Source organism: Nakamurella sp., from assembly GCF_048594475.1.
Taxonomy (GTDB): Bacteria; Actinomycetota; Actinomycetes; order Mycobacteriales; family Nakamurellaceae; genus Nakamurella.
On the sequence record NZ_JBMDXT010000180.1, the window covers coordinates 1 to 14451 of the forward strand.

General features: G+C 76.0%; 1 protein-coding gene. It reads left to right on the forward strand.

The window, feature by feature from the left end; genetic code table 11:
• Nucleotides 1–14451, forward strand: a 14451-nt coding sequence (locus tag ACOJUF_RS08800) for an amino acid adenylation domain-containing protein (protein ID WP_420121485.1), incomplete at both ends; no start/stop codon positions are given.

Below are 14451 nucleotides of genomic sequence, written 5' to 3' on the forward strand. Positions count from 1 at the left end.
CGACCCGGCCGCCGCCGGGCATCCGGCGGACGACCATTCCGACGGGGCCGCCGCGATCCGGGCCCGGCTGCTGCGGCAGCGGCTGGCCGGCCGGACCGCCGCGGCGGTCACCGAACCGGCCGCCGGCCGGGCCGGGCCGCCGCGACCGGCCCACCTGCCCCTGTCCGCGGGGCAGCGGCAGATGTGGTTCCTGTCCCGGCTGGAACCGGACAGCTGGGAGTACGCCGCCCCGCTGGTCCTGCGGCTGGCCGGCCCGCTGGACGTCGGCCGGCTGCGGGCGGCCATCGACGCCGTCGTCGCCCGGCACGAGATCCTGCGCACCCGGTACCGGCTGGTCGACCATCGCCCGGAACAGGTGGTCGACCCGGCCGGGCCGGTCGCCTTCGAGTTCGTCGCGGTCGGCGACACACCCGGCGCCGGTGCCGGTTCCGGGGCCCGGGCCGCCGACCTGGCCTACCGCTTCTGCGGGCGGCCCTTCGACCTGGAGCGGGACTGGCCGATCCGGGTGCAGCTCGTCGCCGTCGGGCCGGACGAGCACCTGCTGACCGTGCTGTTCCATCACATCGCCTGCGACGACTGGTCGATCCGGGTGTTCCTGGCCGATCTGCACGACGCCTACCGGGGGCGCCGGCCGGCCCCGCTGCCGGTCCAGTGGGCCGACCACGCGGCGGCCGAGGCCGGCCGCGACCACGGCGCCGACCTCGCGTTCTGGCGGTCCGAGCTGGCCGACCTGACCCCGCTGGAGCTGCCCGCCGACCGGCCGCGGCCGGCCCGGCGCGACTGGCACGGCGCCGGCGAGGAGTTCACCGTCCCGCCGGCCGTCGCCGCCGCGGTGACCGACCTGGCCCGGCGCACCGACACCACCCCGTTCATGGTGCTGCTCAGTGCCTTCCAGGTGCTGCTGGCCCGGTACACCGGCCGCACCGACATCCCGGTGGGCACGGTGGTCAGCACCCGGAACCGGCCGGAGCTGCAGGAGCTGATCGGCTACGGCATCAACAGCCTGGTGCTGCGCGGCCGCTGGTCCGGCGACCCGACCTTCCGGGATCTGCTGACGGCCAACCGGTCCCGGGCCGGTGCCGCGTTCGCCCACGTGGGCGTGCCGTTCGCGCAGCTGGTCGACGACCTGCAGCCCGAGCGGGACCTCTCCCGCACCCCGCTGTTCCAGGTCGCCTTCGCGATGCAGGAATCGCGGCGCGCCGCCTTCGACCTGCCGGGCCTGGACGTGACCCCGGCCGGCGCCGAGTCCCCGGTCGCCCGCTTCGATCTCACCCTGCAGCTGGAATGGGACGCGGCCCGGCCGGCCGGCGTGCTGGAGTACGCCACCGCGCTGTTCGACCGCTCGACCATCCGGCGGATGGTGGGCCACCTCCAGCGGCTGCTCGCCGCCGTCACCGCCGACCCCGGGCTGCGGCTCTCGGCGGTACCGCTGCTCGACGAGGCGGAGCTGGCCCGGCTGGTGCCGCCGCACGCGCCGGTCGACAACGAGCCGGTTCCCGCGTGCCTGCACCACCTCTGGCGTGACCGGGTCGGCACCCGGCCCGACGCGCCGGCGGTCGTGATCGACGGTGTCGACGGTGCGCCGGCGACCCGGCTGACCTACGCCGAGCTGAACGCCCGGGCCAACCGGCTCGCGCACCACCTGCGCGGGCTCGGGGCCGGGCCGGAATCGATCGTCGGGGTTTGCCTGACCCGCGGCCCGGCCCTGGTGCCGGCGCTGCTGGGCGTGCTCAAGGCCGATGCCGCCTACCTGCCGCTGGACCCGGCCCAGCCGGGTGACCGGCTGGCCTACATGGTCGCCGACGCGCGGGCCCGGATCATCGTCACCACCTCCGACCTGCGGCCGCGGCTCGGGTCGGTCGGGGCCGGCGTCGTGGTCGTCCTGCTCGACCGGCTGCTCTGGCAGGACGAACCGGCCGACGACCCGGTGTCCCGGGCCCGGCCGGACAACCTGGCCTACGTCATCTACACCTCCGGCTCCACCGGGCGCCCCAAGGGCGTCTGCGTCACCCATGCCAACGTCGTCCGGCTGCTGAACCGCGGCCGGGAGCTGTACGGGTTCACCGACCGGGACGTCTGGCCACTGTTCCACTCGTACGCCTTCGACGTCTCGGTCTGGGAACTGTGGGGCGCCCTGCTGTTCGGCGGCACCCTGGTCGTGGTGCCGGCCGCCGTCACCCGATCCCCGGACGACTTCCTCGACCTGCTGGTCCGGCACCGGGTCACCATGCTCAACCAGACGCCGACCGCGTTCCGCGGCCTGGTCGCGCTGGCCGGCGCCGGGGACGACCGGATCGACCGGCTGGCCGTCCGGGCCGTCGTCTTCGCCGGCGAGAAGCTCGACTTCGCCGACCTGGCGCCCTGGGTGGCCCGCCGGGACCTGGCCACCACCCGGCTGGCCAACATGTACGGCATCACCGAGACCACGGTGCACTCCAGCTATTACGCGACCCGGCCGGCCGATCTGGCCGCGCCGCAGGGCAACCCGGTGGGGGAGCCGCTGGACGACCTGCGGATCTACCTGCTCGACCCGGCCGGCCGTCCGGTGCCGACCGGGGTGCCGGGCGAGATCCATGTCGGCGGGCCTGGGGTCACCCGGGGGTACCTGAACCGGCCCGACCTCACCGCCGCCCGCTTCGTCCCCGACCCGTTCGGCGCGCCCGGCGGCCGGCTGTACCGCAGCGGCGATCTGGCCCACCGCGGGCCGGACGGCGGCCTGCACTTCGACGGGCGCATCGACGACCAGGTCAAGATCCGCGGGTTCCGCATCGAACTCGCCGAGATCCAGCTGGCCATCGCCGCCCACCCGGAGGTGGCCGAGGCCGTGGTCGTGGTCCGTGAGCCCGCGCCCGGGGACCGGCGGCTGGTCGCCTACCTGGTGCCGCGGGACGGTCACCGCCCGGACCCGGCGGCGTTGCGGGCGGAGCTGGCCCGCACGCTGCCGGAGTACATGATCCCGTCCGCCTTCGTGGGCCTGGCCGCCCTGCCGCTGACCACCAACGGCAAGCTGGACAAGCGGGCGCTGCCCGCCCCCGATCGCGCCGACACGGCCGCCAGCGGTTTCGTCGCCCCGCGGACCGACCTCGAACGCGAGCTCGCGCAGGTCTGGCGGGAGGTCCTGGAGGTGCCGCTGGTCGGCGCCACCGACGGCTTCTTCGACCTGGGCGGCGACTCCATCCGGGCGGTCGCCCTGGCCGGGGCGCTGTCCGCCGCCGGCCGGCCGGTCAGCGTCCGCGACCTGTTCGCGCACCGCACCGTGGCCGAGCTGGCCGCCCACCTGACCGGTGCCGCGACCCGCGCGCCGGGATCCGTGCCCGGCGGGCCGGACCGGCCGGCCGGCGCGATCGTTCCGCCGGTGGCCCCGTTCGCGCTGCTCGACGCGGACGAGCGGGACCTGCTGCCGCCCGAGGTCGTCGACGCCTACCCAGTCGCCCAGGCCCAGCTGGGCATGCTGGTGTCGATGCTCGCCGACGACGAGCGCCACCCTTACCACAACGTGACCTCGTTCCGGATCCTGGACGACCGCCCGGTGTCCGGGGCCGCCCTGCGCGCGGCCGCCGCCGAACTGACCCGCCGGCACGAGGTGCTGCGCACGGGATTCGACCTGGACGGCTTCCGGCGCCCCCTGCAACTGGTCTACGCGAGCGCGTCCCTGCCGGTCCGGGTGCACGATCTGTCCGGCCTGGACGGGGATGCGGTGTGCGCCGCCCTGCGTGCCTTCCAGACCGCCGAGCGCGCCGACGTCTTCGACGTCCGCACCCCGGCCCTGTTGCGGATCGCCGCCCACGGCGGCGATGCCGGGGCGTGGTGGCTGTCGGTCACCGAGTGCCACCCGATCCTGGAGGGCTGGAGCCACCACAGCCTGGTGATGGAGCTGCTCGGGCTGTACCGGCAGCTCCGGGACGGCGGGACCCCCGAACCGGTGACCGCGCCCGCGGTCCGGTTCGCTGACTTCGTCGCCGCCGAACTGGCCGCGCTCGACTCGCCGGCCGACCGGGAGTACTGGGAGCGGGTCGCCGCGGTGCCCAAGTTCAGCCTGCCCGCCGGGTGGGGCGACCCGGACCCGGCGGCCGACCCGCTCACCGAGTCCTACGTCGTCGCCGTGCCGGTGCACGACCTCGACCCCGCCCTGCGCCGGCTGGCCCGCGCGGCCGGCGCCTCGCTCAAGGCGGTCATGCTGGCCGCCCACCTCACGGTGCTCGGCCAGCTGACCCCCGAACCCCGGTTCACCGCCGGGCTGGTCTGCGACGGCCGGCCGGAAGTGGCCGGGGCCGACCGGGTCTACGGCATGTACATCAACACGCTGCCGTTCGTACACGACCGCACCGCCCGGACCTGGCGCGCGCTGGTGCGTCAGGTGCTCGACCGGGAGATCGAGCTCTGGCCGCACCGCCGGTTCCCGCTGCCGGCCATCCAGCGCGCGGTCGGCGCCGACGCGCTGGTCGACGTCTACTTCAACTACCAGGACTTCCGGCAGCTGGACGCGGGGCTGATCGACCACCCGGCGACCCTGGACGACAGCGTCACCGAGTTCGGCCTGTCGGTGTCCAGCCGGGGCGGGCACATCCACCTCACCGCGCACCCGGGGACGTTGCACCGTACCGGGGCCGAGCGCATCCTCGGGATGTACCGGGCCGTGCTGGAGGCGATGGCCGACGATCCGGACGGCGACGCCCGGGCCGTCCGGCTACCGGCCGCCGAACGGGCCGCCGCGCTGCGCGGTCTGGCCGCCGGCGCCGACCCGGTCGTCGCGCCCTCCGTCCCGGCGGCGTTCGCCGCGCAGGTGGACCGCACCCCGGACGCGCCGGCGGTGCACTGCGGCGACCACACGCTGACCTACCGCGAGTTGGCGGCCAGGGCCGGCGACCTCGCCGGCCGGTTGACCGTCCTGGGCGCCGGCCCCGAGCGGCTCGTGGCGGTCTGCCTGGACCGCGGGCCGGCGCTGGTGCCGGCCCTGCTGGGCGTGCTGGCGAGCGGATCGGCGTACCTGCCCATCGAGCCCACCCTGCCGCCCGAGCGAATCGCCTTCCTGCTCGCCGACGCCGGGGTCGCGGCCCTGGTCACCGACCCGGCGAACGCCGCCGCGCTGGCCCCGCTGCTGCCCGGCCGGCTGGTCACGATCGACCCGGACGCGCCGGTGGCCGGCGACACCCTCTTCACGGTGCCCGATCTCGACCCCGATGCGCTGGCCTACGTGATGTACACGTCGGGCTCCACCGGCGCCCCCAAGGGCGTCATGGCCACCCACGCCAACGTCCTGCGATTCCTGGCCGCGGCCGGTGACCGGTTCGGCTTCGGATCCACCGACGTCTGGGCCGCCGCGCACTCGTTCGCCTTCGACGTGTCGGTCTGGGAGATCTTCGGCGCGCTGCTGGTCGGCGGTCGGGTGGCCGTGCTGCCGTGGACCACCGTCCGGTCGCCGGACGACCTGCTGGACGCCCTCGTCCGGCACGGCGTCACCGTGCTGGACCAGACGCCGTCGGCGTTCCGCGGCCTGGTGCAGCTGGCGGCCCAGGACGATCCGCGGGTCGACCGGCTGGCCCTGCGCACCGTGCTGCTGGCCGGGGAGCGGCCGGCCCCGGCCGAGCTGACGCCGTGGACGGAGCGGCACGGCTGGCAGCGGCCGCGCCTGTTCAACCTGTACGGCATCACCGAGACCACGGTGGAGAGCGCCGCCCAGCAGTTCGAGCCGGCCGACGTGACCAGCGGCCTGAACCGGGCCGGTCACCCGTTCGCCGGCATCGGGATGGTCGTCCTGGACCGCGCCGGGGAGCCGGTGCCCACCGGCGTGCCCGGCGAGATCCACCTGGCCGGGCATGGTCTGGCCCGCGGCTACCTCGGCCGCCCCGACCTGACCGCGACCCGGTTCGTGCCGAACCCGTTCGGGTCGCCCGGATCCCGGCTCTACCGCAGCGGCGACCTGGGCCGCCTGCTGCCCGACGGCACCCTGGAGGTGCTGGGCCGCATCGACGACCAGGTCAAGATCCGGGGCTACCGGATCGAACCGGGGGAGATCGCCGCGCAGGTGCGGCGCTGCCCCGGGGTGCGGGACGCGGTCGTCACCGTGCACGACGGCGACGTGCTGATGGCCACCGTCGTGCGGGACCCCGACGCCCCGGTGAACGAGGACGGGACGGACGCGCTGGACGCCGCCACCGTCGTCCGCTGGTGCGCCGACCGGCTGCCGGAGTACATGGTGCCGGCCGCCGTGACCTTCCGTGACGTCCTGCCGCTGACCGCCACCGGCAAGATCGACCGGTCCGCGCTGGACGCCCCCGACCGCGCGGCGATGCCGGCGCTGCGGGCCGCCGTCGCCGCGCGCACCGACGTCGAGGCCCGGCTCGTCCAGGTGTGGCGGGACGTGCTCGACCTGCCCGAAATCGGCGTCGAGGACAGCTTCTTCCAGCTCGGCGGGGACTCCATCCGGGTGCTCACGCTGGTCACCCGGATGCGGGCGGCCGGGTTCCCGGCGACCGTACGGGACGTCTTCGAGCAGCAGACCGTCGCCGGGCTCGCCGAACGGCTCACCGGCCGTCCGGCGCCGGCCGACCTGGTGCCGGTCGCCCCGTTCGCCCTGCTGTCCGCGGCCGACCGGTCCCGGCTGCCGGGCGGGCTGACCGACGCCTACCCGCTGTCCCAGGTGCAGCTCGGCATGGTCGTGCAGACCCTGACCGACGGCGACGTCAACGCCTACCAGAGCGTCAACTCCTTCCTGGTGCAGGACGAGCCCTGGGTCGAGGGCGCGTTCCGGGCGGCGGTCGCCGACCTGCCGACCCGGCACGAGACCCTGCGCACCTCGATCGATCTCACCGGCTACTCGGTGCCGGTGCAGCTGGTGCACGCCACCTGCGCGGTGCCGATCCGCATCGTGGACCTGCGCCAGGTCGACGCGGACGGGCAGCGCCGCGCGCTGGAGGCGTTCGTCGCCGAGCAGGGCCGGGAGCTGTTCGACCTCGCGGTCGCACCGCTGACCCGGTTCACCGTGCACCGGCTGACCGACGACCGCTGGCGGCTGACCTTCACCCAGTCCCACGCGATCACCGAGGGCTGGAGCTACCACCGCATGCTGATGGAGCTGCTGGCCGACTACCGGGACCGCCGCGACGGGCGGGTCCCGGAGCACCCCCGGCCACCGGCGGTGCGCTACGCCGACTTCATTGCGGCCGAGCTGGCCGCGCTCGACTCGCCGGACGACCGCGCCTTCTGGGCCGACCTGGTCGCCGAGCACCCCCGGCTGGAGCTGCCGGCGACCTGGCGGCCGCGCCGGCCGGTGGTGCCGGAGATGATCCTCGGCGGCGTCCGGCTCGAATCCGTGGAGGCCGGCCTGCGGGCCTTGGCCGTGCGGGCCCGGGTGTCGATGAAGGCGGTATTCCTGGCCGCACACCTGAAGGTGCTGAGCCAGCTGACCGCCCAGGACCGGTTCTGCACCGGCCTGGTCTGGGACACCCGACCGGAGGCCGAAGGGTCCGACCGGGTGCTCGGCATGCACCTGAACACGCTGCCGTTCCCGGCGTCCCGGCCGACCGGCAGCTGGACCGAGCTGGTCCGGCGGGTCTTCGCCGACGAGCTGTCGGCGTTCGCTCACCGGCGGCTGCCGCTGCCCGCGATCCAGCGGCAGGCCGGCGGCAGCCCGCTGCTGTCCGTCATCTTCACCTACCTGGACTTCCACGTGGCCCGGGGCGAGGCCGTCGACCTAGACGCGACCATCGCCAACAGCCCGACCGAATTCGACCTGAACGTGACCACGCTGGGCGGCCTGCTCGGCCTGAGCAGCACCACCGCGGTGATCGGCCGCGCCGACATGGACCGGCTGTCGGACATGTACCGGGCCGTGCTGGAGGCCATGGCGGCCGACCCGGACGGTGACGCCGGGGCGGTGTACCTGCCCGCGGGGGAGCGCGAGAAGCTGCTGTACGACTGGAATCCGGCAAGCCGGAATCCGGCGCCCGCCCCGGCCCTGCTGCACGAGCGGTTCGCCGCCGTCGCCGCCACCCGTCCGGACGCCACCGCGGTGGTCTGCGGATCCGACCGGCGCAGCTACGCACAGGTCAACGCGCAGGCCAACCGGTTGGCCCATCACCTGCGGGCCCGCGGGGTGGTCCCGGACGAGCTGGTCGCGGTGAGCGTGGCCCGGGGGGCCGATCTGCTGCCGATCGTGCTCGGCGTGCTCAAGTCCGGCGCCGGCTACCTGCCGATCGACCCGGCGACGCCGGCCGACCGCCGGGCGTTCATGCTCGCCGACTCCGGCGCCCGGTTGCTGATCACCGACCGCGACACCGACAGCGACACCGACACCGACGGCGACACCGACAGCGACACCGACACCGACCCGATCGACTCGGCGGTGACCGTCCTGCGGTGGGGCACCGAGACCGTCGCCGCCGCCCTCGACGGCGAGCCGGAGACCGATCCGGTCGCCGTCGCCACCCCGGACAACCTGATCTACGCCATCTACACGTCGGGATCGACCGGCCGGCCCAAGGGCGTGCTGCTGACCCACGCGAACGTCGACGCGCTGTTCGCGGCCACCCGGGACCGGCTCGGCATGGGTCCGGACGACGTCTGGACGCTGTTCCACTCGTACGCGTTCGACGTGTCGGTCTGGGAGATGTGGGGGGCGCTGCGGCACGGTGGCACCCTCGTCGTGGTGCCGGCGGACGTGACCCGCAACCCGGACGCGTTCCTCGACCTGCTCGTCGCGGAACGGGTGACCGTCCTGAGCCAGACGCCGTCGGCGTTCCGGTCGCTGGTCGCCGCGGCCGCCGACGGCGATCCGCGCATCGACCGGCTCGCCCTGCGGGCGGTGGTCTTCGGCGGCGAGCGGCTCGACTTCGCCGCGCTGCGCCCCTGGGTGCGGCGGGTGGGCCTGGACCGGCCGGTGCTGCTCAATCTCTACGGGATCACCGAGACGACGGTGCATTCCAGCTACCACCGGGTCGTCGACGCCGACCTCGACACCCCCGAGATCAGCCGGGTCGGGCTGCCCCTGCCGGGGTGGACGATGCACGTGCTCGATCCCAACGGGCAGCCGGTGCCGATCGGCGTGCCGGGCGAGATCCATGTCGGCGGAGCCGGTCTGGCCTGCGGCTACCTGAGCCGGCCGGCCCTGACCGCGGACCGGTTCGGTCCCGACCCGTTCGCCGCCGAGCCCGGCGGCCGGCTGTACCGCTCCGGGGACATCGGCCGCCGGCTGGCCGACGGCACCATCGAGAGCCTGGGCCGGGCCGACGACCAGGTCAAGATCCGCGGGTACCGGGTCGAGCTCGGCGAGATCGCCGCGGCGCTGGCCGACCTGCCCGGGGTGGCCGACGCGGTCGTCCTGCTGCTCGAGCAGAGCCTGGTCGGCTACGTCGTGCCCGCACCGGGCGCCGACCTGCACCCGGCCGACCTGCAGGACCGGGTGCGCCGCGGGCTGCCCGAGTACATGGTGCCGGCCGCGCTGGTCACCGTGCCCCGGCTGCCCACCACGACCAACGGGAAGCTGGACAAGGCCGCCCTGCCCCGGCCGGGCTTCGACGCGCTGGCCCGGCGGACCCCGTTCGTCGCCCCGCGGACGCCGCTGGAGCAGCAGCTGGCCGCCGGGTGGACGGCCGCCCTCGGCCTGGACCGGGTGGGCGTGGACGACTCCTTCTTCGACGTCGGCGGCGACTCGCTGCGCGCGGTGGCCCTGGTCGGCGCCCTGCGCGCGGCGGGCCTGGATCTCGACGTCCGGGACGTGTTCGCGCTGCAGACCATCGGCCGGCTGGCCGCCGAGCTCCGGGCCCGCGCCGGCGGGCCAGGAGTGCCGGTCCCCGAGACACCGGCGCCCGTCGCCCCGTTCGCGCTGCTCGACCCGGCCGACCGGGAGCGGCTGCCGGCCGACGTGGTCGACGCGTACCCGGCCACCGCGGCCCAGATCGGCATGACGGTGGAGGCGCAGGCCGGTCCGGACCGGTCGATGTACACGATCGTCGCCTCGTTCCGCATCCGGGACGAGCGGCCGGTCGACCCGGACGCACTGTCCCACGCCGTGTCCGACCTGGTCGCCCGGCACGAGGTGCTGCGCACCTCGGTGCACCTGACCGGGTACACGGTGCCCCTGCAGCTCGTGCACGCCGCCGCCACGGTGCCGGTCCGGGTCGTCCCGGACACTGTGGGGTCCGCGGCCGGGCTCGCTGTCGGGTCCGGTGGGGACGGCCCCGACCTGGCCGGATTCGCCGCCGCGGAGCGGGCCGCCGGCCTGGACCTGGACCGGGCCCCGCTGCTGCGGGTCACCGCCCACCAGGACCGGCAGGCGTGGTGGCTGACCCTGACCGTCAGCCACCTCGTCGTCGGTGGCTGGGATCTCAACTCGCTGCTGGCCGGCGTCGTCGCTGGCTACCACCGCCACGCGGGTTCGGCGCCGGACGCCGACCCGGCCGCCGGTCCCGCTCCCGCGGTCCGGTTCGCCGATTTCGTCGCGGCGGAACGGGCGGCCCTCGCCGATCCGGCCGAGCGCGCCCACTGGCGCGACCTGGTCGTCGACCACCCGCCGGTGCGCCTGCCGGACGCCTGGGCGGCGGCGGGCACCGGCCCGGCCGGCCGGGTGACCCGGCACGCCGCGGTCTCCTACCGGGACCTGGACGCGGCGCTGCGGTCGCTGGCCGCGCGCTGCGGGACGTCGGTCAAGGCCGTGCTGCACGCGGCCCACCTGAAGGTGCTCAGCCAGCTCACCGAGCTCGACGAGTTCTGCTCCGGCCTGGTCGCCGACGCCCGCCCGGAGGCGGCCGGCGCGGAGCGGGTGCTGGGCATGTACATCAATACGCTGCCGTTCCCGCACCGCACCGGCGCCCGCACCTGGGCCGACCTGGTCCGGTCGGTGTTCGCCGCCGAGCTGGCGATCTGGCCGCACCGCCGGTACCCGCTGGCCGCGATCACCGCGGCCGCCGGCCACGCCGGGCAGGGGCCGCTGCTGGAGGTGCTGTTCGACTTCAACGACTTCCATCAGATCGACGACGACCTGGTCGATGTCGGGGCCGACCCGGCCGCGTCCGGGGCGGCGGGCGCCGTGACCGACGCCGCCGAGGACGGGGCCGTGGCCACCGAGTTCCCGCTGACCGTCAGCACCGTCGGCGGGCTGATCCACCTGGCCGCGGCGGCCGACCGGATCGGCGCGCCCGCGCTCGAGCGGCTCGCGGCCACCTACCGGGCCGTGCTCGAGGCGATCGCCGCCGACCCCGACGGCGATGCGCGGGCGACGTTCCTGACCCCGGCCGAGCGGGCCCGGGTCGTGCGCGAGTGGCCGCCCGGCGACCGGGTCGAGCCGGCCGGCACCACCGCGCCGGCCGCGTTCGCGGCCCAGGTCGCCGCGACCCCCACCGCGACCGCGCTGCGGTTCCCCGGCGGGGCCTGGAGCTACGCCGAGCTCGACGAGCGGGCGGCCCGGATCGCCGGTGGGCTGGCGGCCCGCGGGATCGGGGCCGGGGCGATGGTCGGCGTCCTGCTGGACCGTGGGCCGGACCTGGTGGCCGCTCTGCTCGGCATCTGGCGGGCCGGGGCGGCGTTCGTCCCGCTCGATCCGGCCCACCCGGCCGGCCGGCTCGCCGGGATGCTGGCCGACGTCCGGGCCGAGGCGCTGATCGCCGACCGCACCGAGGATCTCGGCGTGCCGGCGGTGACGGTGGCCGAGCTGTCCGCCCCCGCCCCGGCGGGTCGAGGCACGGTGCCCGATCCAGTGCCCGATCCCGGCCCCGATCCGGACCTGCCGGCGTACGTCATCTTCACCTCGGGGTCCACCGGCCGGCCCAAGGGGGTACTGACCAGCCACCGCAACCTGTGGGCGTACCTGCACCCGTGGGCGACCGGCCTGGCCACCCGGGGTCCGGGCGGGGCGCCCCTGTTCTCCTCGCCCGCGGTCGACTTCTCGATGACCGTGCTGTGGGGCCCGCTGTGCACCGGCCGCGTCCTCACCCTGGCCCCGGCCGAGCTGGAGCTGGCCGACCTCGGCGGCTGGCTCGCCGCGGCCGGCCCGTTCGGCTTCGTCTCGCTCACGCCGGCCCACCTGCACCTGCTGGACGAGCAGATCGGCGCGGTCGCGGCCGCGGCGGCGGCCCCGGTGTACCTGGTCGGCGGCGAGGCGCTGCCCGCCGACCTGGCCGCCCGCTGGTCGGCCGCGCTCGGCGACGGCGGCCTGGTCAACGAGTACGGGCCGACCGAGATCACCGTGGCCAACTCCGCGTTCGCGCTGCCGGTGGGAGAGCCGGCCGGCCGCATCCCGATCGGCCGGCCGCTGCCCGGAACGACCGCCTATGTCCTGGATGCCGCGATGCAGCCGGTCCCGGCCGGGGCGCCCGGCGAGATCTGGGTCGGCGGCCCCGGGGTCGCCATCGGCTACGCCGGCCGGCCCGGGCTCACCGCCGACCGGTTCCGGCCGGACCCGTTCGGCCCGCCCGGGACGCGGCTCTACCGCACCGGAGATCTGGGCCGCTGGCTGCCCGGCGGGCTGCTGGACTGCCTGGGCCGGGCCGACGAGCAGGTGACCGTCCGCGGTCACCGGGTGGAGCCCGGTGAGATCCGGGCCGTCCTGATCGAGGCCGGTGCCCGCGACGCCGCGGTGCTCGTCCGGGACGGCCGGCTGACCGCCTGGGTGGTCGGTCCGATCGACCCGGCGGACCTGCGGGCGTCCTGCGCCCGGCAGCTGCCGGCGCCGATGATCCCGGCCGCGTTCGTTCCCGTCGACGCCCTGCCGATCACGCCCAACGGCAAGCTCGACCACCGGGCCCTGCCCGCCCCGGCGGACGCCGCGGGCGGTCCGTCGGCCCCGCCGGAGGGTCCCACCGAGCAGTTCCTGGCCCGGGTCTGGAGCGGTCGGCTGGGCGCCGAGATCGGTCGCGACGACGACTTCTTCGACCGCGGCGGGGATTCGCTCAGCGCGGTCGGCCTGGTCGGCGATCTGCGCGCCGCCGGCTACGCCGTGACGGTGCGGGACCTGTTCCTGCGGCGCACCGTCCGGGCCCTGGCGGCCGGCCTCGAGCCGGCCGCCGCGCCCGATCCGGCGGCCGTCGACCCGTTCGCGCTGCTGGACCCGGACGACCGGGCGGCCCTGCCGGGCGGGCTCACCGACGCCTACCCGATGACGCAGGTGCAACTGGGCATGGTGGCCGAGATGGTGGCATCCCGCGCCGCGGACGGCCGGGCGGCCTACCACAGCGTGCTGGCCCACCGGATCCGCGCGGACCGGCCGCTGGACCCGGACGCCCTGCAGGCGGCGGTCGACCTGGTGCTCGGCCGCCACGACACGCTGCGGACATCCTTTGCGCTATCAGGGTTCTCGGTTCCGCTGCAGCTGGTGCACGAGCGGGTCACCCTGCCGGTGACCGTCGTCGACGGGCGCGGCCTGGACGCCGCCACCGCCCGCCGGCGGCTGGAGGAGCATCTGGCCGCCGAGGGATCCGCGCCGCTGGACCCGGCCCGGGCACCGCAACTGCGGCTGACCGCCCACCTGGAGGACGACCGGACCTGGTGGCTCACGATCGCCATCAGCCATGCCGTGACCGAGGGGTGGAGCCTGCGGCTGCTGGTCGAGGAGCTGCTGGACACCTACGCGCAGGTCCGGGACGGCGCGCCGGCGTCGCCGCCGGCGGCGCCCGGCGTGCGGTACGCGGACTTCGTCGCGGCCGAGCTGGCCGCGCTGGCCGACCCGGACGACGCCGCCTTCTGGCGCGGGGTCACCGCCGACTACCCGGCCGCCCGGGTGCCGGCCGGCTGGCAGGACGACGGCCCGGCCACGCCGAGCCGGGCCCGGGTCGACCTGGCCGGCCGGATCGACCGGCTGCGGGACGTCGCCCGGGAGACCGGCGTGCCGCTCAAGGCCGTGCTGCACGCGATCCACCTCAAGGTGATCGGCCAGCTGACCGGCGACGCGGCCTACGCCTCCGGGCTGGTCTGCGACACCCGGCCCGAGCTGGCCGGCGCCGACCGGATGCTGGGCATGTTCCTCAACACCGTGCCGTTCGGCCACGACCGGATCACCGGCAGCTGGCGCGAGCTGGCCCGGCGGGTGTTCGACCGCGAGGTCCGGCTCTGGCCGCACCGCCGGTACCCGCTGCCGGCCATCCAGCGCGAGGCCGGCCGCCGGGTGGTCGAGATCCTCTTCAACTACCAGGATCTGGACCGGCCCGCGGCGGCCCGCGCGGCGGCGATCGAGGAATCGACGGCGGCCGGCCCGGCCCCGGCCGTGACGTCGACGCTCGGCGAGGGGGCCACGGAGTTCCCGCTGTCGGTCATCGCGTCACCGGACGCCTTCGAGCTGATCAGCGACAGCACGGTGCTCGGCCGGCACGCCCTGGACCGCGTGGCCGGGATGATCGACGCGGCGGTGGACGCCCTGCTCGCCGATCCCGACGCGTCGTCGGCCCGGCCGTGCCTGCCGGCCGCCGAGCGGGACCCGTCCGCCGGCCCGGCGCACTCCGGCGTCGTGCACCCCGCCGGCGG